This window comes from Aquimarina rhodophyticola, assembly GCF_042434915.1.
Lineage (GTDB): Bacteria > Bacteroidota > Bacteroidia > Flavobacteriales > Flavobacteriaceae > Aquimarina.
This window is the reverse complement of sequence record NZ_CP170198.1, coordinates 22,366-48,069: the sequence shown is the minus strand read 5'-3', so window position 1 is coordinate 48,069 and position 25,704 is coordinate 22,366. Positions and strand designations below refer to the sequence as shown.

The 25,704-nt window shown below is 36.0% G+C and carries 14 protein-coding genes; 9 read left to right on the top strand and 5 right to left on the bottom strand.

The window, feature by feature from the left end; all coding sequences use genetic code 11:
• The first annotated feature begins 236 nt into the window (after positions 1-236).
• Together ACE939_RS00185 and ACE939_RS00180 are read left to right on the top strand one after the other, a co-directional pair.
• Positions 237-6,311 carry an alpha-2-macroglobulin gene (locus ACE939_RS00185; RefSeq protein ID WP_378186759.1) on the top strand — a complete coding sequence of 2,025 codons (6,075 nt, stop codon included), beginning with the start codon at positions 237-239 and terminating at the stop codon, positions 6,309-6,311.
• An 843-nt stretch (positions 6,312-7,154) separates the two neighbouring features.
• Positions 7,155-7,571 carry a cytochrome c oxidase assembly factor Coa1 family protein gene (locus tag ACE939_RS00180; RefSeq protein WP_378186757.1) on the top strand — a complete coding sequence of 139 codons (417 nt, stop codon included), beginning with the start codon at positions 7,155-7,157 and terminating at the stop codon, positions 7,569-7,571.
• A gap of 1,381 nt (positions 7,572-8,952) precedes the next feature.
• Here the strand turns inward: ACE939_RS00180 and ACE939_RS00175 are convergent.
• The 3 genes from ACE939_RS00175 to ACE939_RS00165 form a co-directional block, all read right to left on the bottom strand.
• Positions 8,953-10,008 (bottom strand): hypothetical protein, encoded by a 1,056-nt coding sequence (locus tag ACE939_RS00175; RefSeq protein WP_378186755.1) that lies wholly within the window; start codon positions 10,006-10,008, stop codon positions 8,953-8,955.
• Positions 10,009-10,209: 201 nt separating this feature from the next.
• A complete protein-coding gene (obgE, locus tag ACE939_RS00170; protein WP_378186753.1) occupies positions 10,210-11,220 on the bottom strand; it encodes a GTPase ObgE in 1,011 nt (336 codons plus the stop codon).
• 84 nt (positions 11,221-11,304) lie between these two features.
• Positions 11,305-12,411 (bottom strand): adenylate kinase, encoded by a 1,107-nt coding sequence (locus ACE939_RS00165; RefSeq protein ID WP_378186751.1) that lies wholly within the window; start codon positions 12,409-12,411, stop codon positions 11,305-11,307.
• A 156-nt stretch (positions 12,412-12,567) separates the two neighbouring features.
• On the opposite strand from ACE939_RS00165, the gene ACE939_RS00160 reads away from it, so the two are divergent.
• The 3 genes from ACE939_RS00160 to ACE939_RS00150 all read left to right on the top strand — a co-directional run bounded on the left by ACE939_RS00160 (position 12,568) and on the right by ACE939_RS00150 (position 17,994).
• Positions 12,568-13,725: a 5-(carboxyamino)imidazole ribonucleotide synthase gene (locus ACE939_RS00160; protein ID WP_378186750.1), complete on the top strand. Its 1,158-nt coding sequence runs from the start codon at positions 12,568-12,570 to the stop codon at positions 13,723-13,725.
• A 39-nt stretch (positions 13,726-13,764) separates the two neighbouring features.
• A complete protein-coding gene (gene purE, locus ACE939_RS00155) occupies positions 13,765-14,253 on the top strand; it encodes a 5-(carboxyamino)imidazole ribonucleotide mutase (RefSeq protein ID WP_378186748.1) in 489 nt (162 codons plus the stop codon).
• Between the two features lie 1,719 nt (positions 14,254-15,972).
• Positions 15,973-17,994, top strand: coding sequence for a M3 family metallopeptidase (locus tag ACE939_RS00150; RefSeq protein WP_378186746.1), 2,022 nt, complete (start codon positions 15,973-15,975; stop codon positions 17,992-17,994).
• 79 nt (positions 17,995-18,073) lie between these two features.
• On the opposite strand, the gene ACE939_RS00145 is transcribed toward ACE939_RS00150, so the two are convergent.
• Positions 18,074-20,221: a M20/M25/M40 family metallo-hydrolase gene (locus tag ACE939_RS00145; RefSeq protein ID WP_378186745.1), complete on the bottom strand. Its 2,148-nt coding sequence runs from the start codon at positions 20,219-20,221 to the stop codon at positions 18,074-18,076.
• Positions 20,222-20,369: 148 nt separating this feature from the next.
• Here ACE939_RS00145 and ACE939_RS00140 point away from each other — a divergent pair, with 148 nt between their 5' ends.
• From ACE939_RS00140 to ACE939_RS00130, 3 genes are all read left to right on the top strand, one after another.
• Positions 20,370-20,882, top strand: a complete 513-nt coding sequence (locus ACE939_RS00140) for a GbsR/MarR family transcriptional regulator (RefSeq protein WP_378186743.1) — start codon at positions 20,370-20,372, stop codon at positions 20,880-20,882.
• A 98-nt stretch (positions 20,883-20,980) separates the two neighbouring features.
• The gene (locus tag ACE939_RS00135) at positions 20,981-21,538 is read left to right on the top strand and encodes a sigma-70 family RNA polymerase sigma factor (protein ID WP_378186742.1); all 558 of its coding nucleotides are present in this window, start codon (positions 20,981-20,983) and stop codon (positions 21,536-21,538) included.
• 5 nt (positions 21,539-21,543) lie between these two features.
• Entirely contained in the window at positions 21,544-21,801 is a 258-nt protein-coding gene (locus ACE939_RS00130; RefSeq protein ID WP_378186741.1) for a hypothetical protein, read from the top strand.
• 32 nt (positions 21,802-21,833) lie between these two features.
• Here the strand turns inward: ACE939_RS00130 and ACE939_RS00125 are convergent, their stop codons facing one another.
• The gene (locus ACE939_RS00125) at positions 21,834-22,655 is read right to left on the bottom strand and encodes a hypothetical protein (RefSeq protein WP_378186739.1); all 822 of its coding nucleotides are present in this window, start codon (positions 22,653-22,655) and stop codon (positions 21,834-21,836) included.
• Positions 22,656-22,789: 134 nt separating this feature from the next.
• Here ACE939_RS00125 and gcvP point away from each other — a divergent pair, with 134 nt between their 5' ends.
• Positions 22,790-25,645 carry an aminomethyl-transferring glycine dehydrogenase gene (gene gcvP / locus ACE939_RS00120; protein ID WP_378186738.1) on the top strand — a complete coding sequence of 952 codons (2,856 nt, stop codon included), beginning with the start codon at positions 22,790-22,792 and terminating at the stop codon, positions 25,643-25,645.
• Positions 25,646-25,704: the final 59 nt, after the last annotated feature.

Below are 25,704 nucleotides of genomic sequence, written 5' to 3'. Positions count from 1 at the left end.
GTTGGGTAATAAAACTTGAATTTATAAAATATTAAGAGCGCATAGCATCCATCATTTTTATTGCAAATAAAGCTTCAATATCTAAACATAATTTTAACATAAATACTATTTGTTAGTAGTAGCTTTATAGCATGTTAATTTTATAGGGATCAAACGCATAATTACGACCTCGATTGTACCTCTTATCATACATGGTATAACAATTGTATTAAAACCCAAAACTTAAAGTTTCAATAATGAAAAGATATATCATTCTAGCATTTATTATCTCAATCACTAACCTTATGGCTCAAGATTTTTATGTCACCGAATGGAACAAAGTTGCCGAATTTGAAAAAAAAGGGTTACCTAAATCTGCATCCGAGGTGGTAAATACCATTTATGATCAAGCCAAAAAAAATCAAAACACATCACAACTCATCAAAGCTTTACTGCATAAATCAAAATACTCACTCACTCTTGAAGAAAATGCACAGCTTAAAATAATACAAAGTTTCAAAAAAGAAATTGATCAAACTAATTCTCCAGAAAAACAGGTCCTTCAAAACATGTTAGCTAATCTTTATTGGCAATACTTTCAACAAAACCGATGGAAATTTTACAACCGAACGAAAACCGCTAGCAAACCTGACACTACCGATTTTAGAACATGGGACTTACAAACTTTATTTAATGAGGTTCATACTCTTTTTCAACGATCGCTTAAGAATCCCAAAATTTTACAAGAAACAGCTATTGAGACATTGGATGATATCTTAATTACTCAAACAAATTCAAAAAATTATCGTCCTACTATTTACGATTTACTAGCTCATCAAGCACTAGAATTTTATAAAACTTCAGAAACGAACATTACCAAACCTGCCTATGCGTTTAAGATCGATGATAAGGACTACTTAGCAGACTTCACTACCTTTAAAAATTTAAAATTAAAAAGTAAGGATTCAGTGTCCTTACAGTTGCATGCATTACAACTTTATCAAAATTTAATTCGTTTTCATGCAGAGGATAAGGATCCTGCTGCTCTTATAGATGTCACGATAGACCGTCTACTCTTTGTTAAGCAATACACTACAGTACCCAATGCCCAAACGATATTATTAGCTACTCTCAAAAAAGAACGGGAATATTTTAGAACAAATCCTTTATCCACCTTATATGCATATCAAATTGCTTTAATCTTACAAGAACAAGCCTCAACCTATGTACCTAGTGAGAATGAACTACATCAATTTAAATTAGAGGATGCTTTGGAAGTATGCAATGCTGCTATTGCCGAATTTCCTAAATCAAGAGGTGCCAAAAATTGTGCTGCTTTAAAATCAAGGATCCTAGCACCCCAACTGCAAGTAACAACCGAGACTACTATACCAGTGTTACAAACAAGTAGGGTCTTGGTTACATATAAAAATATTAAAGATTTACATTTTAAAGCGCTTCGTATTACTGCCGAGCAGTTACTTACTTTAGAAAAAAGCTATAAAATTGAAGAAAAAATTAATTTAATTAATGCACTACCATCACAAGTAACTTGGAAAGCTACCACCTGTAGTGATCGTGATTACCAAACCCATACTACCGAGGTTGTTGTTCCCGAGTTACCCCGAGGTAACTTTTTAATTATCGCATCTACCACCCCAAAAATATCCTTGTCATCATTGCTAGCTTATGGTGATTTACAAGTGACCAATCTGGCTATTGTAGAACACCATAGCCCAGATGCTGATTATTTTCAAGTAATAGATCGTATGAGTGGTTCACCTATCGAGAATGCAACCATACAATTAACAACCTCAAAAAACAGTGGTAATCGTACACCGCTTAATACATCCCTAACTACAGATACTAAGGGAATGGCAAAACTTCCTATAGATGGTAGCTACTATAATGTTGAGGTTATCGTTGTTTACAAGGAAGACACTGCCCGTTTTAAAGGATACTATATAAATCGCCGTCCTAACGCTGCTCCCTCAAGTTATAGACAAACCTTTACCACCTATCTTTTTACAGATCGTGGTATTTACAGACCAGGACAAACCGTTTTCTTTAAAGGAATACTGGTGTCCTCGCAACAAAACAATACAGCTACCGTAGTCGCTGCAAAAAAAGTAACAGCTACCCTACGTGATATTAACGGTCAAGAGTTGCAATCACTTAACTTTGAAACAAATGATTTTGGATCATTTCACGGTCAATTTGTGTTACCTGCTTCTGGTTTAACAGGCGTGTATATGATCCAGATGGACAGTCATCACAACACCTCTTTCGCAGTCGAAGCATATAAACGACCTAAATTTGAAACTCAATTTAACCCCGTTACCGAAACATATAATGTTAATGATACTGTCTCACTTAGCGGTACAGCTACCGCATATGCAGGGAGTTCTATAACCAATGCCAAGGTAGTGTATCGTGTGTATCGCAATGTAAATTATCCCTATTGGTATTATTGGTCGCGTCCGGCATACAGGAGCGAGGCGCAAGAAATTAAACATGGAGAAACCACTACAAATGCCAAGGGTGTTTACACCATAAACTTTCCCGCGATACCCGACACCAACATTGATAAAAACCAACAAGCTGTTTTTAACTATCAAGTCATTGCCGAGATTACCGATATTTCTGGAGAGACACGTGTAGCTACAACCACTGTAAATGTTGGTTATCATGCTATAGTGATGACCCTAGATAACAACAAACACGTACGTACAGATCAAAAAACAGACACCCTTAAGATCATTACCAAAAATCTAAATAACGAATATATTGCTACCACAGGAACCTTCACAATACATAAATTAATTGCACCTACACAACCATTGCGCAAACGTACTTGGTCGTCCCCAGATTGTAAGACACTGGATCAAGAGGCTTTTAAAAAATTATTTCCACATGATGCATATAACCAAGAGGATGATTACCATCAATGGAAAAACGGTGCGCAAGTTTTTAAAACCAACTTTGATACCCGTGAATCTGCAAACTCTATTAAAGGTGTTAAACCGATTATTCTTAGCAAGTTTTTAAATTGGAAAACTGGAACCTATCGCATTGAAGCATTTGTTAAGGATAAAAACAAACAAGACGTTAAAGCTATTTCTTATATCACCGTAGATGATCCCAAAGCTACAACCGTTGCAGATCAAAAATTATTTACTATTAGTTTGGACAAATCAATATATAAGATTGGAGACATTGCGCAATTGCGTATAGGATCTGCAGCCAACGATCTAAAAGTTACACTGATTGTCGAAAAAGACCGCAAAGTAGTCGATACACAAATCATCACCGTATCTAATGAGATTAAACGCATTACACTCCCCATAACTAAAGAAGATTTGGGAGGGTTTGCTATTACTTACAGTTATACAAAATTTAATGCTTTTGAGACTGGTAATCTTATGGTATCCGTACCCTATCCTGCATCCGATTTACAGATCAGCACAAAGACATTTCGTGACAAGTTGCAACCTGGGCAAGAAGAGACTTGGAGCTTCACTATAAAAGGTCCAAAAGGAGAAAAAGTTACTGCAGAGCTACTCGCTAGTTTGTACGATATGTCATTAGATCAGTTTAAGCCCCACCAATGGCAATTTTCGCCATATGTACGACCTACCTACTATCCAGTATATCGATTACAGTCAAGACAAAGTTTTGGAGTTTCTTCATTGAGAGTCCATCAACCCGATAGAGGACTGCAAGGATACCATACACAACAGTATGATCGATTAAACTGGTTTGGCTTATCGTTTGGCAATTATTATCCTCAAAATCGTATACTTCAGAAATCTGCGATGCCCATGAGGAAAAATGAAATCATGGCTGCGCCTAATAATCTGGTTGAAGAAGAAATGGCAGGAGATATCGCATCGCTCACAAATTCAGATACTACCGATACTACTCCCGACAACGATAAAAATATCCCTAACCAGGCGACCAAAGAACAAAAGGCAGTTAGTATGATTCGTGAGCACTTACAAGAAACCGCTTTTTTCTTTCCGCAACTAACAACAGATGCATCTGGTAATGTAAGTTTTTCATTTACTACACCAGAGGCCTTGACCCAATGGAAACTGCAATTACTAGCACACACCAAAGAGTTGCAATCTGCAGTCACATCATTGGAGACCGTGACTCAAAAAGAATTGATGGTACTCCCAAACCCACCGCGATTTTTACGCATAGGAGACACCATTCGTTTTGGAACCAAGATTGCCAATGTAAGTAACCAAACCCTTACTGGTACAGCAAAACTTCAACTAACTGATGCATTTACAAACCGTGAAATTAACAATGAACTTAGCTTACAAAATTCACAACAACCTTTTACCGTAGCCAAAGATGGTAATGCCGTTGTTTTCTGGGAACTTATAATTCCGCAGAATATACAAACGGTTCAATACACCATCACTGCAACTGCAGGAGATTTTAGTGATGGCGAGCAAAATGTAATACCCGTTCTCGATAATCGCATGCTAGTAACCGAGACGCTACCCATGTGGGTTCGTTCTGGGCAAACCAAAATTTTTACGCTAGATAAGCTTAAAAATAGTACCTCGACCACCTTATCACATCACAAGTTGAGCTTAGAGATGACCTCGAACCCTGCTTGGTATGCAGTACAGGCACTGCCATATCTTATGGAGTACCCTTATGAGTGTTCTGAGCAAACATTTTCTCGTTACTATGCCAATGCTTTGGCACAACACATAACCCAATCCAATCCCAGAATTGAACAAGTGTTTAAGCAATGGAAAACAAGCGATGCACTTATTAGTAATCTCGAAAAAAATCAAGAACTAAAATCACTAATCCTAGAAGAAACTCCGTGGGTGCGCGATGCAGCTAGTGAACGTGAACAAAAAAAACGTATCGCTTTATTGTTTGATGCCAATATGATGCGTCAATCTCTAGAAACATCCCTAAATAAATTGTTGCAAATGCAGCATCCATCGGGAGCCTTTCCTTGGTTCGAGGGCGGAAGAGCGAATCGTTATATCACGCAACATATTATTACTGGTTTTGGTCATTTACAACAACTAGGGGTTACGACTCCCTCTACTATATCTCAAACAATGCTGCAAAAAGCATTACAGTACCTTGATCAAGAATTTGTGAAAGAATACCAAGAATTGAAGAGGTATACAAAAGAAGATAAAGAAGCCATGGCAAAAAATCATCTTAGCTATACTCAAATTCACTATTTATATATGCGTAGCTTCTTTAAGGATTCTAAACCCTCACGTACAGTAACCGAAGCTACCTCATACTATATGGCACAGGCACAAAAATATTGGTTAGATCAAAATCTTTATGCCCAAGGTATGTTGGCATTGATAACGCATCGTGCCCAGCAATCTGCTACCGCCAAAGCTATTATAAAATCACTTGATGAGCGCAGTATTAAAAGTGATGAATTAGGAATGTATTGGAAATCAAACACCTCTAGCTGGTATTGGTACCAAGCACCTATCGAAACACAAGCTCTGTTGATTGAAGCATTTGCCGAAATTACTGAAGAACCTAAGCGTACCGAGTATCTCGATAATCTTAAAATCTGGTTACTTAAACACAAACAAACTAACCGCTGGGCAACTACAAAGGCAACCACGCAGGCAATTTATGCTTTGCTGTTACAGGGGTCTGATTGGTTATCCATTACCGAGACTGTGGCCGTAAAAGTTGGCAGTCAAACAATCGATCCGAGTACGCTAGAAGCAACCAAAATCGAAGCTGGTACTGGGTACTTTAAAACTACGTGGAGCGGTAAAGAGATCACGCCCCAGCAAGGCAATGTTACTATTACCAAAAAAGAAAAAGGGATCGCGTGGGGCGCTTTGTACTGGCAATATTTTGAAGATCTCGATAAAATCACTACTGCAGAAACACCGTTAAAACTTAAAAAATCTTTATATCTAAAAAAGAATACAGATACGGGCGAGCAAATCACTCAAATAGATCAAAATACCAACTTACAACTAGGAGATTTGGTACGCGTACGTATCGAGTTGCGCACAGACCGGGATATGGAGTTTGTACATATGAAAGATATGCGAGCGTCGGGATTAGAGCCCGTTAATGTGCTATCTTCCTATAAATATCAGGATGGTTTGGGGTATTATGAAAGTACCAAAGATGCTGCTACTAATTTCTTTTTTGACTATTTACGTAAAGGAGTGTATGTGTTTGAATATGATGTTCGTGTAAACAATGAAGGCTATTTTTCTAATGGAATCACAACCATTCAAAGTATGTATGCTCCCGAGTTTAGTAGTCATTCTGAAGGAATTCGTATACAAATTGGTGAGTAATTATTTGAATAGGCACTAGGCATAAGCAACAAGCCAAAAGTTTTTGAAAGAAGTGATTTGTCACCTCGAGCGGAGTCGAGAGGTTGTTTAAAATCAAGGTATGTAGGTCTCGACTCCGCTCGACCTGACATCAGTTTTACTATTCAAAATGATATACTTAGCAATAATTTTGCCTGCAATTGTAGACATTATAGTTAAATACCCCCATTTTACATAGTTCAAGCATTATTCATTTTCTTTGCTTGTCCAAAGAAAACGAACCAAAAGAAAAGACACTTTTTTCAAGGTATTTTTGTCTTCGACAAAACCAGATTTTGTTTACTAAAATCTTTCCAAGGCTTCAAGATTTTTTAACGTAAACTAAATCTTATACTGGTGAAAAAAGATTAGTAAAAAACTAATGACTTTTGGCTATTCACTATTGTCTAAATCAATAAAAACTTCTCACCCATCTTAAGGGGAGGTGACTATAGGCGGAGGGAGTGGTGTGTAAAATACTTTGCAATAATTTTACCTGCAATTGTAGACACTATAGTTAAATACCTCCATTTTACATAGTTCAAGCATCATTCATTTTCTTTGCTTGTCCAAAGAAAACGAACCAAAAGAAAAGACACTTTTTTCAAGGTATTTTTGTCTCCGACAAAACCAGATTTTGTTTACTAAAATCTTTCCAAGGCTTCAAGATTTTTTAGCATAACCCAAATCTTATACTGGTGAAAAAAAATTAGTGAAAAAGTTTAATAAGAAACTAGTGACTATTGGCTCGTGCCTACTAACTAGTGAATCATTTGCAACATCTAATCGGGCAAGCCGTATTTAAAGCTATAACTCCATATACATATGACAGCTAAAACTACCTCATGGATTAGTAGAAATTACAAATGGATACTGCCTGTAGGCTTTATTCTTTTACTTCTCGCTTTCTTTTTAAGCATGACTGGTGATGCTACTCTACGTGTAGGATCAGTAGTGGCAAACCCTTCTCTTGTTAATAATGCAATTCAACAGGCTAATGGTAACAATGCTGTTACTGCCGAGTACGGTAACCTATCCCCAACCAATTCTCTAGCTATTATAGAGGGTGAAGTGATATATAGTAACGATAATAAAACGGTTGATATTTCTCTTTGGGTACAGGGCAGTAAACGCAGGGGTAAATTAGATTTAACCGCAGATTATAAAAATGATACTTGGCACTATCGCATGATCCGTATGCGAGACAAAAAAACTCGGGAGTTATTAATGGTGTTAGAGTAAAATAATAGGCACTAGGCATAAGCATCAAGCCAAAAGTTTTTGAAAGAAATACCTTGTCACTTTGAGCGGAGTCGAGAGGTTGTTTGAAATCACAGTATGTAGGTCTCGACTCCGCTCGACCTGACATCAGTTTTACTATTCAAAATGATATACTTAGCAATAATTTTGCCTGCAATTGTAGACATTATAGTTAAATACCCCCATTTTACATAGTTCAAGCATTATTCATTTTCTTTGCTTGTCCAAAGAAAACGAACCAAAAGAAAAGACACTTTTTTCAAGGTATTTTTGTCTTCGACAAAACCAGATTTTGTTTACTAAAATCTTTCCAAGGCTTCAAGATTTTTTAACGTAAACTAAATCTTATACTGGTGAAAAAAGATTAGTAAAAAACTAATGACTAGTGCCTATTCACTATTGCCTAAATCAATAAAAACTTCTCACCCATCTTAAGGGGAGGTGACTATAGGCGGAGGGAGTGGTGTGTAAAATACTTTGCAATAATTTTACCTGCAATTGTAGACACTATAGTTAAATACCTCCATTTTACATAGTTCAAGCATCATTCATTTTCTTTGCTTGTCCAAAGAAAACGAACCAAAAGAATAGACACTTTTTTCAAGGTATCTTTGTCTTCGACAAAACCAGATTTTGTTTACTAAAATCTTTCCAAGGGTTCAAGATTTTTTAACATAACCCAAATCTTATACTGGTGAAAAAAGATTAGTAAAAAACTAATGACTTTTGGCCAAGCACTTCTGGCTAATCAGGAAAACTAGTGGCTAAAGAAAATAACTCCTCTGCATAACTTAGCATAACTTACCCCCTCACACCATGGGGTCACCCCCCTATCAGCACCCCCCCTTACCCCTCGCGGAAGTAGTTCGATGGATGGTTGTAAGGGGTATAAGGGGTAATCACTGGGGTCTCACCCCTTTATAAAAGCCCTTTAACCCAGATTTGATCCCCTATAGGTGGTGGTTAGCGGTACTATAGCCCTTTGGATAAGGGGTATAGGCCATAAAAGGTGGCCTCGAAGTACTTTAACTATGCATCGAAGCTATGGGGTAAGAAATCTTAAGGGTTACAAATACCTTTACAAGATATAAAACACTTTGTATAGCGATTGATTTAAGTGATATAAGCCCTAAAATCATGCCTACCTATCTAAATCATATGGGTTTTGGACTCTTACAAATGTCTTCTGACTACTGTTGCTATCCATGGAAGGATCCTATCATGGAGTAATAACTATTTTTTTACTATATAGAAGTATTATTTTAGTTGGTGGAAGGGGTAATATTTAAGCCATACTTCATAAAAGGGGTATAAAATCTTCTATATATACCCAACTATTTTGGATGATGATTTACTCCAATTTCTACAAATGAACTTCAAAAGTTCTCTCAACATCAAATACAGGAATATAAAGCAAAAAATTATGGTCAAATGGAGCTGGACCTGCTAAAATAGTATATTGTCTTTCTTTTTTTAACTTTTTTAGATTCTCTAAGGGAAGAAGTTGCTTAAACTCATCCAAAGTAATATCCTTTTTATTCTTGAATATATCGTAGTTCTTTTTGTAAATCCCCATCCTACTAGAAGCAAAGGATTGTACATCTTTATATTTCTTATTTTTTTTCTTTAATTCTTCTAATTCAAATAACGGATATGATCTAAATTCTTTCTTCCCATTTTTGGACAAATTGATAATATCTATGTCAATATCACTATCAATCCCCTCTGTAATTACTTTTTCAAGAACAATCTTATTATCGAATACGTCAATTAATACATATTCATCTGCTCCTAATTTAAATTTTTCTCCAATATTAGCTTTGGATAATCTTATGACTTCATAATCGGTAAGAAAGGAAAATTTATACTGTGCTTTTCCTTTAAATACCATTGTAGAATCAATATCCGATAGAATTTGACTTTGCTTATTTAACGTTCTATAATTATAATTAATTTCCTTTCCATTGATGTTAGAGTAATTGAAACCACCTCCAAAAGAAGTGCCTCCACCTATCGTTTGAACTTTAATAGTATCTTGGTCACCGGTCAAAATCTCTGTATTGGTTAATTCAACTTCCATGTTACCGTAGTCCTCGCCAAACTCACCTATACTAGGAAATTCGGATTCTAAAATAAGATTATATCCAAATGATCCTTTTTCAACTTTTATAGAAGCATTTTTCACAACAGAATCTAAAGCCATGAACATAGAGTCTTGAGGAATGGAATTTTTTTTAAATCTCTCGTTGTAATCAAATGTCTTCTGTTTATAAGCATAGACTGGCGTCTCGAACAGACCTTTGTTAATCTCATAAGAAAATTGATAAATCATTTCCAGCTGTTCTGTAGTGGGAGTTTCTTGAGAAAAACTTAGGTTATAAAATAAAACGAATGACATCAGAAAAATAGTACTTTTCATAATCGTAACATATTACTTAAAACAAAACAATAATATAATTTAGCCAATCTACAAAGATAATTTAAAAGCATCACCCCAATCCATATTCTTGTTCTTAAAATACTAGTGGCTGTCATATTATCGCATCAACACTCCTCTAAACAAATCACCCCGAACACAGCTATGCATTCGGGGTGGTGATTTTATATATTAAGTAACTTCTTATTCTACGTCAGCAGTGTTTAACATGGTCCACAAGGTATCTTTCAATTCTTGGAGTCCTTGTTGTGCTACAGAAGAGATAAACAAATACGGTACTTTTAAATTTTTATCTAGTTCTGCTTTCATTTCGGCTTTTAGCTCCTCATCCAACATATCACTTTTAGAAATAGCTACCAAACGTTCTTTATCCAGTAACTCGGGATTGTAACGACGTAGTTCATCTAACAAGATTTCATATTGCTTAGTAATATCCGGTGCATCTGCAGGGACTAAAAATAACAAGGTCGAGTTACGTTCAATATGACGTAAGAATCGATGTCCGATCCCCTTACCTTCTGCGGCACCCTCAATTATACCAGGAATATCAGCCATCACGAAGGTTTGATAATCGCGGTATTGGACGATTCCTAGGTTGGGTTTTAGCGTTGTAAATTCATAATCAGCGATCTTTGGCTTGGCAGATGTTACGACTGATAGTAGTGTGGATTTACCAGCGTTTGGAAAGCCTACCAATCCTACATCGGCAAGAATTTTTAATTCTAAGGTTATATCCAGCTCCTCTCCATCGACTCCGGGTTGTGCATATCGTGGGGTTTGGTTTGTCGAACTCTTAAAATGCCAGTTACCACGTCCCCCCATTCCGCCTTTGGCGATAATGTATTCTTGTCCTTCTTCGGTAATTTCAAAAATAATTTCTTGCGTTTCGGTATCTCTAATAACCGTTCCCAAGGGCACATCTACGTATACATCTTCACCGTCGGCACCCGTACTACGACCTTTGCTACCATGGGCTCCATGACCTGCTTTAAAGTGACGCTTAAATTTGAGGTGAAATAGGGTCCACATATTTGGATTGGCTCGTAGGATTACGTGTCCTCCACGACCTCCATCTCCCCCATCGGGTCCTCCTTTGGTAATATATTTTTCACGATGCAAATGCACCGATCCTTTCCCTCCTTTACCCGAGGAGGCGTGTAACTTTACGTAGTCAACAAAATTCCCTTCAGTCATAATTCAATACTTAACACTAGTCTTATAGCTAGTTACTGGTACAAAATACCAAAAAACGCAACATTTATTGTTGCCATACATGGATTAGAGCTGATCAATTACGTCGCTTAACCGCGTAGTAATTTGATCTATTGCTCCAACACCATCAACTCCATAATATTTTTCCTGCTTTTGATAAAAATTCTTCAAAATAGCTGTCTCATCATAATAAACTTTGATACGGTTACGAATCACGTTTTCATCGGCATCATCGGGTCGGCCCGAAGTTTTACCACGTTCCAAAAGGCGTTGCACTAATACCTCATCGTCTACCTCGAGCGCAACCATAGCACTAACCTCGGTATTTTTTGAGGCTAAAAGTGTTGCAAGCGCTTCTGCCTGTGCCTCGGTTCTAGGAAATCCATCAAAAATAAATCCTTGAGCCTCTGGATTCTTATCAACTTCGGCATTCAACATTTTAATGGTAACCTCATCCGGTACTAATTGACCTTTGTCCATATAGGATTTGGCCAGCGTACCCAAATCGGTAGCATTTTTAATGTTGTATCTAAAAACATCACCTGTAGAGATGTGTTTAAGATTATATTTTTCTTTCAAAACTTCTGCTTGTGTTCCTTTACCTGCACCCGGAGGGCCGAATAACACCAAATTGATCATGTGGTTTGATTTTAATTGATATACTTGCGTTAGGTTACGTCCTAACCCGTTATAGTCAAGTCCGTATCCTACAATAAAACGGTTCGGTATTTCGAATCCGATATAATTTAATGTAATCTCTTTTTTGTACACCTCTGGTTTATAAAATAGAGTAGCGATGGCAATAGAGGCACTGCCTTTGGATTCAAGGATTCGAAGCAGCTCTTCTATCGTATTACCGGTATCTACGATATCCTCTAGTACAACTATGTTTCTACCTTGTATCTCTTCATCTAACCCAATAAGTTCACGCACATTCTCGGTAGTTTGTGTACCAGCATACGAAGCTAATTTTACAAAACTTACTTCACAATCATAAGTAAAGCGTTTTAAAACTTCAGATACAAACATAAAACAACCATTTAAAACACCTATAAACAAAGGATTATCATCTTTATAATCCTCATTTAACTGTGCAGCAATCCTGTCGATAGCAGTAGCTATGCGCTGTTCACTAAGGTAGGGCGTAAAATATAAGTCGTGCAATTTGATCATAAGGATCAGGCTGTTTTTTTACTAAAGGCGCAAAGATAGTGATTCCTTGGTATACTTCTCAAACAAACACAATTGCATTTAGCGTGTAAATTGATGGTTAGTATTCTTTAAAAAATTATTTTTGCTCTCTTAAAGCGATAAATCAACAATAGAATTATGGTAAATTATTTCTCTTCTAATTTTAAATTGGGAATTCTCGGAGGTGGACAATTAGGAAAAATGATGCTTTATGAAACCCGTAAATTTGACATTCAGACCTCTGTAATGGATACTAACCCACAGGCACCAGGTCGTCTTGCTTGCGATCATTTTGTGGTAGGTGATTTAATGGACTTTGATACTGTGTATGATTTTGGTAAAAAAGTAGACGTCCTTACTTTTGAGATTGAAAGTGTTAATGTAGATGCCTTGGAAGCATTAGAAAAAGAAGGTATACTTGTGTATCCCTCTGCCCATACACTTCGCAACATACAAAACAAAGGCACTCAAAAACAACTTTATGCAGATCGCGGTATCCCTACAGCCGATTTTTCGGTTTTTGCAACCAAAGATGAGTTATTAGCTAGCTGTAAGCAACAGCTAATAAACTATCCTTTTGTCTGGAAGAGCACACAAGGAGGTTATGATGGCAAAGGTGTAGCTATTATCAAAAGTGAAGCAGATCTAGCAAAAATACCGGCAACCGAATGTATTGCTGAAGCGTTGGTTCCTTTTAAAAACGAATTGGCAGTGATTGTTGCACGTAATGTACAGGGAGAAATAAAAACCTATCCTGTGGTAGAAATGGAATTTCACCCCGAAGCTAATCAGGTAGAATATGTGCTGTGTCCTGCACGTATCTCTGAGACACTAGCAAAAAAAGCTACCGATATTGCCATACAGACTTCCAAAGCGTTTGATCATGTGGGTATACTGGCTGTAGAACTTTTTTTGACCCAAACTGATGAAATTTTGGTCAACGAAGTTGCTCCAAGACCTCACAATAGTGGACACTACAGTATCGAAGCTAGTTTTACCAATCAGTTTGAGCAACACCTACGCTGCATTCTAGATTTACCACTGGGTGCTACAGATAGTAAGCTCGCTGGTATTATGGTTAATCTAACAGGTGCCGAAGGTTTTACAGGCCCTGTTGCCTACGAACATATTGATGAGATTATGACGTTACGAGGTGTCACACCTCATATTTATGGAAAAAAAGAGACGAGACCTTTTAGAAAAATGGGACACGTAACTATCGTACATGAAGATATGAATCTCGCTCGCCAATTAGCCGAAAAAGTCAAAAGTACTCTGCGAGTAATTAGCAAATAATAAGATATAAAGACACACTAACACAACAAAAACAAACACATGAGTAAAGTAGCAGTAATTATGGGAAGTACCAGTGATATGCCCATAATGCAAAAGGCGATTGATATATTAAAAGGTTTTGATATCGAAGTAGAAGTTGATATTGTATCGGCACATCGAACTCCCGAAAAATTATTTGATTATGGTAAGAATGCCCATACACGTGGTATTAAGGTGATTATTGCTGGAGCCGGTGGTGCAGCACATTTGCCAGGAATGATCGCATCTCTCTCGCCACTACCCGTAATCGGTGTTCCTGTTAAATCAAGTAATTCTATCGACGGGTGGGATTCTGTGTTATCTATTTTACAAATGCCTGGTGGTGTGCCCGTTGCTACCGTAGCCCTAGATGGAGCAATGAATGCTGGTATATTGGCCGCACAAATTATTGGGACCTCTGATTCTTGCGTTTTGGATAGAGTCTTAGTATATAAAGAAGGCTTAAAGGCAAAAGTAATTAAAGGAGCAGAAGACATCCACAAAAAATAATAGTAGGTTTTTTTAAAAAAAACAGTTACCCAAGATGGGTTTACTATCAAAAAAGAAAGAGCTGCCGGGAGGCAGCTCATTTCATTTAGACCTTACAATAGAATATAACAATATTTATTAACCAACTTAAATATATTACACAAAAAAAATTCATTGTAAGGCCCTACTCTTAAAACCTATATTAAAGGTAAAACCTTACTTTGGTTACGGCACTATAATAGAGCACTTTTTTTTCAACTTTTCGACGAACTACACAGTTTTTTAAGATTTTATAAGATCAATACTACATTTTTTGCTCTCGCGAAGACTATTTGTACAACCAAAAAAACTTTTTTCATCAAAAAGTATAAAGACGACTTATATAAATTGTAGAAAAGGTGTTAGATAATGTAGCTTTTGTAAAGAGCTTAAAAAAGAAAGAGCTGCCGGGAGGCAGCTCATTTCATTTAGACCTTACGATAGAATATAACAATATTTATTAACCAACTTAAATATATTACACAAAAATTCATTGTAAGGTCCTACTCTTAAAACCTATAACAAAGGTAAAACCTTACTTTCATTACGGCACTATAATACTTGATTTTTTTTCAACTTTTCGACGAACTACACAATTTACAACATAACGAATATCATAATTACCTATAAAACAGCACGTTAATTATTTTACTAGTATTCGTATCCAAAAATATTATTTAATGTATATACACAAAGTGACTATTATATTAACGTTTAGTAATAACTATTCTAAGGTTAGGATATATACAGTAGTAATCTTATTTGATATGGATCGCTGTAATGCAGTTATCTTTTAGTTGAGATAACGTTATTTTTATGAATTTACAAAAGTTTACAAGATACAAATCGATAGTGTATTAATTGAGTTAAATCAGGAATCGAATTATACTTACCTATGTCTACAGCTCAATAGTAAATTTACATTGACAGGATTGAATGAAGATGAAGAACATAATGCCTGTGCGGCTTTTACAAGCGTAGTTAGCCATGTTGCACTAATTTTAAGCTATTAAGTTTAACTATGATACGGTTTGATTAGCTTTTTGGGAATACAATTATACATTTTGTTTGCATAGGGAAAGTTTAAAATTGGCTTGATTTATTAGTATTATAAATCTGTAAAACAGTGGTCTATTTTTTATACCATAAATCTAGACGAGTACCAATTAAAAACAGAAAGAGCTACCGGGAGGTAGCTCATTTCATTTAGACCTTACAATAGAATATAACAATATTTATTAACCAACTTAAATATATTACACAAAAATTCACTGTAAGGTCCTACTCTTAAAACCTATAACAAAGGTAAAACCTTACTTTCATTACGGCACTATAATACTTTACTTTTTTTTAAAAATAAGTCAATTTTTCGATGAAAAGCAATTTTTACCGATATAATACACAAAAACATGTAAGAATTAATAGGTTAAAAACATTTTATAGCGAAAAACAACTTTTAACAAAGAAAAAAGAGCTACTATAATAGTAGCTCTTTCAAAAATTGTGATCTTTACCAACTAAAAAGATTAATGTTCATACCCCCTTGGTTATTAATTAAAATCTTTGTGATAAGATCAACACGTATAAACCTGGGATAAATTTATAGAACTATTAGATTAAGATGATTTTCGTCGTAAATTTAAAAACCCGATTACCGTTAAAGCGCATAATTAATCGACAAAATGCAAAACAACACTTGTTATGATAAAAAATCCGTTACTTCAATCATTTGATACAGCTCCTTTTTCAAAAATACAACCTTCTCATTTCACCCCAGCGATTAAAGAAGGGATAAAACAAACGCGCTCTGCTATAAATGAGATCGTATCACAAACCTCATCTCCTTCTTTTGAAAACACTATTGCTCAATTAGATTATAGCGGACAGTCGTTAGATAGGATAACGAGTATATTTTTTAATCTCAACAGTGCCGAGACCAATGATGCAATTCAAGAAATTGCGCAAGAGGTAGCACCTATGCTTTCAGAGTTACGTAACGATATTCAACTCAATGAAGAGTTATTTCAAAGAGTGCAAACTGTTTTTAATAATAGAACTAAAGAAACTCTTACTGAGGAACAAAAAACATTACTAGAAAAAACGTATAAATCATTTTCTCGTAATGGTGCTAATTTGGACAAAGAAAGTAAATTAAAGTTACGAGAGATTGATACAGAACTGTCCAAACTTAGCTTGACTTTTGGTGAAAATGTTTTGGCTGAAACAAATGATTTTGAATTAGTAATCACCGATGAAAATGATTTGTCGGGGCTTCCAGAGGGTGCCAAAGAGGCGGCTAAAGCTTTAGCTGATTCTAAAAATAAAGAAGGATGGCTCATAACGCTGGATTATCCTAGTTATATTCCCTTTATGACCTATGCAAATAATCGTGAATTACGCAAAAAACTCGCCTTAGCTTTTGGTGCTCGCGCCTTTAGAAACAACGATCATGATAACCAACAAAATGTCTTACGTATAGCAACATTGCGATATGAACGTGCACAATTACTGGGCTATGCATCACACGCACATTTTGTTCTCGAAGAACGCATGGCACAAACACCAGAGAAAGTTTTTGACTTTTTAAATGAAATCGCAGTCAAAGCAAAGCCTGCTGCAAAAAAAGAATTCGAAACCTTAGAGAAATTTGCAAAAGAACTTGATAATATTGACCAACTTCAAAAATGGGATGGGCCCTATTATTCAGAAAAATTAAAACAAAAATTATTTGATCTGGATGATGAAAAATTAAAACCTTATTTTGAATTGGAAACTGTGATTAATGGTGCTTTTACAATTGCTACGAAGCTTTTTGAGCTTCATTTTAAAGAGAACAAAACCGTTGACACCTACCATGAAGAAGTACTTACCTATGATATTACCGATAAAAATGGAAATTTTATAGCCCTATTATATGCAGATTTTCATCCTAGAACTGGTAAACGCAATGGAGCTTGGATGACCTCATACAAATCACAACTAGTCAAAGATGGAATCAATGAAAGACCCCACGTTTCAATTGTTTGCAATTTCACTAAACCTACGCCCAGCAAACCTTCATTGCTTACATTCAATGAAGTAACAACCTTATTTCACGAATTTGGACATGCATTACATGGGATTCTAGCAAACACAACTTATCCAGGACTATCGGGAACAAATGTTTTCTGGGACTTTGTAGAATTACCTAGTCAAATACTCGAGAACTGGTGTTACGAAGAGGAAGCACTTGCTTTATTTGCCAAACATTATAAAACGGGAGAAACAATCCCTATGACCTTAGTAAAAAAAATTAAGGATTCTGCAACTTTTTTAGAAGGAATGGCAACCCTAAGACAATTAAGTTTTGGTTTGCTAGATATGTCTTGGCACGCAGCAGATCCGAGATCTATAACTGATGTGAAAAAACACGAGATTGCTGTTTTTTCTGAAACATCGCTCTACCCAGATGTCATGTCTAATTGTATGAGTACAGCTTTTTCTCATATCTTTCAAGGCGGGTACTCTGCAGGGTACTACTCGTATAAGTGGGCAGAGGTATTGGATGCAGATGCTTTTGAGTATTTTAAAGAACATGGCATTTTTGATTCTAAAATCGCTTCAAAATTTAAGGAGTTCATTTTATCCAAAGGTGGAACAGAAAATCCTATGGTTCTCTATAAAAAATTTAGAGGACAAGAACCAAACCCCGAAGCTCTTTTGCGTCGAGCAGGTCTCATATAATAGAAAAGTGAGCTTGATAACAACAGTAGATTGTGGTTATCAAGCTCACCTTCTTTGATAGTGAACTTCGTTAAGACATTTATTTTTTCACAAATTGCTTTGTATAATTATTCGTACCATCAAATAGCGATACAAAATAGGTTCCAGACGACAAACCGTTCATATCAATCTGAGTGACTTTGGAGCGAGTTCGAACTTCTTTTATGACGTTCCCCGACGCATCATAGATCAACGCAGTAAACTGTGTTTTTTGAACTTTGACTAACGTTATATTTAAGTAATCAGAACCTACTGGATTAGGAGATAATGTAAATACTTTGTCCGCATTTTTATTGCCCGCAGTAGCAACTGTTGTACATGTTCCCTGTACTATCCAGCCAGAAGCCTGTTTTGTATATATTTTACCCTCTAGGCTCATTTGGTCTCCTATAGTGTAGGCAGCTTTTGAAGAAAATGATTGTACCTCATCACATCTTAAAGAAGATACAGCATTTGAAGAAGATGAAATCTGGATATTATCTATAGCAATATCCCCTTGCCAACTAGACCCAGTAACAGCATTAAGCCTAAGATTCAAACTACCTCCAGCATAAGCAGAAAGATTAACATTTGCTACATTCCAAGCATTTCCTTGAGATCCAGTTCTACTAAATATTGAAGTCCATGATGCCCCGTTATTAGAACTTGCTTCTATATTTAAAGAACCAACAGCATTACCCACCATATGATAGGAGAAGCTAAGAGAAGCTCCAGAGGTAGTGCTAAGATCAAAACAAGGCGAATTTAAGATAGCTCTTTTATTAGGGAAACCAGTACCGTTTCCTGATGCTTCAACATACAAATAATAGCTACCTTGCGCCGCAGAGCTAGGTCCTGTTCCTGTAGATGGTGTTCCATTGGCATCAATGGTCCAGTTTAAATTATCACTTGTGGATTGTGTCCAATCACCCAAACTATTTTCAAAACTCTGCGCATATGGAAAAGAGGTTATAGCATTGGTACAGTTGTTCGATCCTCCCGAGGACACATCATTTGAAATTTCAATAAGGTATTCTAAGGCAAGTTTAGCAAATTTTGCCGCATGGGTTGCATTCGCCGTTGGTGAACGATCAAATGTATCATTGGTTGTATGTATATAAGGATTACTTTGAGAGAAGGTCGCTTCAAATGGAAAAGCAACTTCATATCCTTGTTGTGCCCAACTATAATGGTCAGAACAACCATAATTACAGATCGTGGTTCCATACGTAAATTGATGTGCTCCCGAAGTGTTATAATAATCCATCAATTCGATAAGAAAATTATTTAAGCTAGACGAGTTATATGAATCTGTAGACACATAAACATCTCTTGACGAACCTCTATAATTGGTCATATCCAGTTGTAAATAACTTACTACATCCACATTTCTTCGCTTGTAGTCCTCAGCTATTTCTTTAGAACCACGTAGACCTACCTCTTCGGCAGCAAATGCCATAAATTCTACCGTTCTCTTTGGTCGGTAATTCATTGCAAATAATACTCTAGCAGCTTCTGTAATTGTTGCTATACCAGACGCATTATCATCTGCTCCAGGAGCATTATTGTTATTACCTCTAGCGGTAGAATCTATGTGTCCTCCAACAATCACAAAACTATCTGGTTCTTCGGTACCCGTAATTGTCATAACTACAGATGGCATAGCCGTACTATTATGGTTTACGATTCTCACAGAAACATCTGACCGGTTTCCAGCAAGATTTTCCCATTTAGTTTTTAAATCTAACACCGCTTGACGCGCACTATTGGTTGTGTGGTAGCGTGTACCATAACTTTCAAGTTCCTGAATTTGATTGGCAATATTTATATTATTTACCAAGCCTAAACTTTGATTCACCAAAGTTTGCTGTGTGATCTCAAAAGAAGCTGCAACACGCTGTAATTGATTAACTTTCATTTTATCTAAAGAGGCAATAGCTGATTTTTCTGAAGACTCATATATAAAGCCAGGTCCATGAGCGAGTACCTTTTCATGTAAAAACTCTGCAGCATCATTAGTGAGTTTTACGGCACTAAATCCATTGGCAGAGGTAATTACTTTGATCATCTCTGGATGTTGCTCTTGAAGTTCGTTGGCATCAACTGTTTGAATCGTAGCATAAAACATAGATGATTCTTGTTGTGCATTACTGTTTGAAAAAAATGTCAAAGCAATAAACAATGACAGAAAAGTTTTGGTTATTTTCATGTTAAAAGAGTTTGTGTTATACGATCACTAACTTACACAAAATCGCTGTTTTATCACGATGGGTATCCCACAAAATAATAACTGCATAATCCCCAGAATAAACTTTCAGCTACGATTGAAACATTAGTGATTTTACTTATATTTACCTATGGATTTTACAGAAGCAAAAGAACAACTTCTTCAAACCTGGGGAGTGTTAGGAGATTCTTGGGGTATTAATAAAACAACTGCACAAATACATGCATTACTTTTTATATCACCAAAACCTTTGAGTATGGAAGAAATTATGGAGCAGTTAAAAATTTCACGTGGGAGTACAAGCACGAATTTAAAAGCTCTAATAAACTGGGGAATAATTTATAAAGAAAACCAGATGGGTGAACGTAAGGAATATTTTATCGCCGAAAAAGATGTATATGCGTTGGCTAGACAAATAGCTAATGAGCGAAGTAAAAGAGAAATAAAACCAGCTCTCGCTACTTTAAATGAAATTTCTCAAATAAAAAAAGACGGCACATCTGAAACAAGAGAATTTATAAAACAGACACAAGCCCTGCTTACCATAACAAAGGATATAGATAAATTGTTTAATCTTATAGGCACTCAGGAGCATACTCGAATTCAAAAAATGCTATTGCAATGGCTTGCCAATACAAAATGATCGTCTCCTATAAACATTTGTTAACAGATTCTTAATACTTTGATTCTTTTGATCCCTTCGAAGATTTTATCCTATTTTTGAAATCTAGCTTTTTAAATATGCCCACAAACTCAATAGACCCAAATACATGGGTAGATAAGTACAGTACTTACTTATACAACTACACCATCGTTCGTGTAGCCAGTAGAGAAATTGCTCAAGATCTTGTACAAGAAACTTTTTTTGCTGGTCTTAAGTCTATGAAAAATTTTAAAGGAGAAGCGAGCGAGAAAACATGGTTAATTGCTATTTTAAAAAGAAAAATAATCGATTATTATCGTAAAAGTAATAGTAAAAAAGGAAGAGCAGAAATACGTATATCTCCTAGTGGAGATACCGATACTGGTGGAGACTGGCTAGAAGAAAAGGTAGCCGATCCTTTTGAATCAAACGTAGAAAACCAAATTGAAAATAGCGAACTGGGCAAAGCAATTTATGAATGCTTGGATAAGCTCCCAGAAAAACAAGCAGATATTTTTAGGCTTAAAACTATCGAAGGATTTGAGACCGAAGCTATTTGTAATGAATACGGTATTACAGCGTCTAACCTATGGGTTATCATACACAGAGCTCGTACAGCGATGGCTTCATGTTTAGAAAACAATTGGTTTAAATAGTTATTATGAGTAAAAAGAAAAAAATTTTTGTTAGTTGCAACGAAGCTGCACTTTGCTGCGATAAAACTCAATATAAAGAAGCGTCATTAATAGAAAAAATTCAACTTAATATCCATTTAATTTTTTGTAAGGCTTGTCGCTCATACTCTTCACGCAATGCGAAACTCACACGATTCTTAAAAAGATTTCAAATAGAAGAGCTTTCCGAAGGAGATAAAAGATTAATGAAAAAAAATTTGAAAGAGCGAATTCACGAGTCATAAAAACTTCTTTTCATCTTGCTTTGAGATAACATTTATGTCTGATTTAAAACCAAATAAAAAAGCAACCAAAACAACGGCACACTTTCTACCCAAAAAGAACAATAATAAAGGGACTGTTTTCTTCTTGTATTCCATAAAAAAAATAAGATCACTATAGTTATCAATAAGGTACTATACATCTCATGTAGTTGAATATTTGATTTTAAAAGTGTTAACAACAAAAATAAAATCATAAGTATACTTCCAAAAATTTTGGTATTGGTTATACCTACCAATTGAGGTACTGTCTGCAAAGAAATATCGTCATATTGAAGATCTCTTATTTCAAACGGAAGCATTATGACTATAATTAACAAAAAGCGTTGTAGTGTTTCTACCCATCCTAAAAAAGAAAAACTCTTCTCTGCCATTTCTATAGGAATAATAACGGTAGTTATTGACCAAACCAAAGCGATAATATAAATCTTGACTCTTGCAATATTTCTTAAACTTTTCCCTTTCGGAAAAATAGGTAACACATATAGCCCTGTCAACAAAATGACTGGAATCATAAAAAGTAATGTATGTACATTAATATAAAACATACTTCCTACAAAAGAACCTATTGCTAATGCAGTAAAAATTTGAATAGCTCTCATCGATTTGGTCAGACGTTGATGATAGAGATTAGAAACACTCGCATATTTAACCACATTATAGCCTGTAATAGCCCCCGAGAATATAAATAGTAAAAGCGTAGTATCCCATGGTAATCCAAACTTGAGTTGAGTTAAAATAACTAACGAACAAGTGGCAATAGCAACATGAATGCTACTATTAATATAGAATCTGAAAATAACCTGTAATTGCTTCACATTGCAAATTAAACGATCTCTGTTAATAACCCACATTTTTGGTTGAAAACTTACACTTTGTATTTATAAAAGAATCTAAATTTTCTTAATTAAATATGTACTTTTGCCGACTCAAACACAACTGTTTTTAGCGTATGAAAACTGATTCATTCAAACTTCGCCACATTGGCCCTTCCGAAAAGGATTTACAAGACATGTTACACACTGTTAAAGCTGAATGTATTGATCAGCTAATTTACGAAACAGTTCCAGATGATATCTTATTAAAAAAACCACTTCAACTAGATGAGGCTTTAAGCGAACAGGAATATGCTGCTCATCTTTTAGAACTAGCTGCAAAAAATAGTGTTTTTAAAACCTATATTGGTCTTGGATATCACGAAGCAAGTCTCCCTGCCGTAATTCAACGTAATATTTTAGAAAATCCGGGTTGGTACACAGCATATACGCCATACCAAGCAGAAATAGCTCAAGGTAGATTAGAAGCTCTATTAAACTACCAAACCATGATTTGTGACCTTACAGGGATGGAGCTTGCCAATGCCTCATTGTTAGATGAGAGTACTGCTGCTGCAGAGGCCATGACTATGTTATATGCGGGTAGATCACGCGATCAAAAGAAAAAAGAATGTAATAAGTTTTTCGTTTCAGAAGATATTCTTCCGCAAACTTTATCACTTTTAAAAACGCGAGCCATTCCATTAGCTATAGAATTGGTTATTGGTAATCATGAAGTTTTTGATTTTTCATCAGATTTTTATGGCGCACTACTTCAATACCCTGGAAAATCAGGAGAAGTTTATGATTATGCCTCATTTGTAGAAAATGCACATGCTGCAGAAATCAAAATTGCTGTTGCCGCAGACATTTTAAGCCTGGTATCTTTAAAATCCCCAGGGAGCTTTGGCGCTGATGTAGTTGTTGGTACAACGCAACGTTTTGGGATACCACTAGGTTACGGAGGACCGCATGCAGCCTATTTTGCGACGAGAGAAGAATACAAACGTAATATCCCTGGACGTATTATTGGTGTAACCCAAGATATGAATGGTAATAGAGCGCTACGTATGGCGCTGCAAACAAGAGAACAACATATTAAAAGAGACAAAGCAACCTCAAATATATGTACCGCTCAGGTTTTATTAGCGGTAATGGCTGGTATGTACGCTGTCTACCACGGTCCAAAAGGACTCGGTTATATAGCAAATAAAGTACATACCTATGCAAACACAGTTAACAAAACGCTCAAAAAGTTAGGATTTGAGCAACTCAATACTACATTTTTTGATACTATTCGTATTACCGCAGATGCTGCAAAAATAAAATCACTTGCAGAAGCAAAGCAGGTGAATTTCTTTTATCCAAATAAAAATACTGTATCTATATCTTTTAATGAAGCCACTACGGTTAAAGACCTAAACGTTATAATTTCAATTTTTGCAGAAGCTTTTAATAAAGAAACTATAATAATAGATGATACAATAGAAGTCGATAGCACTATCCCACAAAACCTGACAAGAACTACAGATTTTTTAACCAACCCAGTATTCAACTCCTATCATTCGGAGACTGAGTTAATGCGTTATATCAAAAAACTGGAACGTAAAGATCTTTCACTTAATCATTCCATGATTGCGTTAGGTTCCTGTACCATGAAACTTAATGCCGCCGCCGAAATGTTGCCATTAAGTGACCCACAATGGGGTAATATACATCCATTCGTACCTGTCGAGCAAGCACAGGGATATCAAGAGTTACTAACAAAGTTAGAAAATCAACTTACCGAAATTACAGGTTTTGCAGGAACATCCTTGCAACCCAACTCTGGAGCGCAAGGAGAATTTGCTGGTCTAATGGTAATTAGAGCATATCATGAATCACGTAACGATCATCATCGTACTATTTGTTTGATCCCATCATCTGCCCATGGAACAAATCCTGCCTCGGCAGTTATGGCTGGCATGAAAGTAGTTGTAACAAAAGCTACCGAAGAAGGTAACATTGACATTAACGATTTGCGCGAAAAAGCCGAAAAATATAAAGATAATTTGGCTGCTTTAATGGTAACCTATCCATCAACACACGGTGTATACGAATCAGCAATTAAAGAGATAACGTCAATTATACACGAGAATGGCGGACAAGTTTATATGGATGGCGCCAATATGAATGCTCAAGTAGGACTAACTAACCCAGGCGCTATTGGAGCTGATGTTTGTCATCTTAACTTACATAAAACCTTCGCTATACCCCACGGAGGCGGAGGCCCAGGAGTAGGCCCAATATGTGTAGCAGCACAACTTGTTCCTTTCTTACCAGGAAACCCTGTTATCGAAACAGGAGGAGATCATGCTATTACGGCAATTTCTGCAGCACCATGGGGCTCTTCTTTAGCGTGCATAATTTCTTATGGATATATCACAATGCTAGGCGCCGAAGGATTAAAAAATGCTACAGAATATGCAATCCTCAATGCCAATTATATTAAAGAGCGTTTAAATGGGCATTATAGCACATTGTACTCGGGAGAACGTGGTAGAGCTGCTCATGAAATGATTGTTGATTGTCGTCCATTTAAAGCCAATGGAATAGAAGTGACCGATATAGCAAAACGTTTAATGGATTATGGTTTTCATGCACCTACTGTTTCATTTCCCGTAGCAGGTACTGTTATGATTGAGCCAACAGAAAGTGAAAGTAAAGCAGAATTAGATCGTTTTTGTGATGCATTAATATCAATTAGAAAAGAAATAAGTAATGCAACCAAAGACGATACAAACAATATGCTTAAAAACGCACCTCATACATTAGCCATGGTAACAGCAGATGACTGGAGTTTTCCTTATTCTAGATCCCAAGCTGCCTATCCACTATCCTATATAGCTGAAAATAAATTTTGGCCATCAGTACGTCGTGTGGATGATGCATATGGAGACAGAAATCTTATTTGTACTTGTGAACCCATAGAAGCCTATATGGACGAAGTATAATACCTGTATTACATAAACAAAGGCGGGATCTTACGTATAAGATCCCGCCTTTGTTTTAC

Bases quoted from the DNA above. Each gene is read 5' to 3' on its own strand.
- ACE939_RS00150 (WP_378186746.1), top strand. From the start codon at position 15,973: ATGATAAAAAATCCGTTACTTCAATCATTTGATACAGCTCCTTTTTCA.
- ACE939_RS00175 (WP_378186755.1), bottom strand. From the start codon at position 10,008: ATGAAAAGTACTATTTTTCTGATGTCATTCGTTTTATTTTATAACCTA.
- obgE (WP_378186753.1), bottom strand. From the start codon at position 11,220: ATGACTGAAGGGAATTTTGTTGACTACGTAAAGTTACACGCCTCCTCG.
- purE (WP_378186748.1), top strand. From the start codon at position 13,765: ATGAGTAAAGTAGCAGTAATTATGGGAAGTACCAGTGATATGCCCATA.
- ACE939_RS00140 (WP_378186743.1), top strand. From the start codon at position 20,370: ATGGATTTTACAGAAGCAAAAGAACAACTTCTTCAAACCTGGGGAGTG.
- ACE939_RS00135 (WP_378186742.1), top strand. From the start codon at position 20,981: ATGCCCACAAACTCAATAGACCCAAATACATGGGTAGATAAGTACAGT.
- gcvP (WP_378186738.1), top strand. From the start codon at position 22,790: ATGAAAACTGATTCATTCAAACTTCGCCACATTGGCCCTTCCGAAAAG.
- ACE939_RS00180 (WP_378186757.1), top strand. From the start codon at position 7,155: ATGACAGCTAAAACTACCTCATGGATTAGTAGAAATTACAAATGGATA.
- ACE939_RS00185 (WP_378186759.1), top strand. From the start codon at position 237: ATGAAAAGATATATCATTCTAGCATTTATTATCTCAATCACTAACCTT.
- ACE939_RS00165 (WP_378186751.1), bottom strand. From the start codon at position 12,411: ATGATCAAATTGCACGACTTATATTTTACGCCCTACCTTAGTGAACAG.
- ACE939_RS00145 (WP_378186745.1), bottom strand. From the start codon at position 20,221: ATGAAAATAACCAAAACTTTTCTGTCATTGTTTATTGCTTTGACATTT.
- ACE939_RS00160 (WP_378186750.1), top strand. From the start codon at position 12,568: ATGGTAAATTATTTCTCTTCTAATTTTAAATTGGGAATTCTCGGAGGT.
- ACE939_RS00130 (WP_378186741.1), top strand. From the start codon at position 21,544: ATGAGTAAAAAGAAAAAAATTTTTGTTAGTTGCAACGAAGCTGCACTT.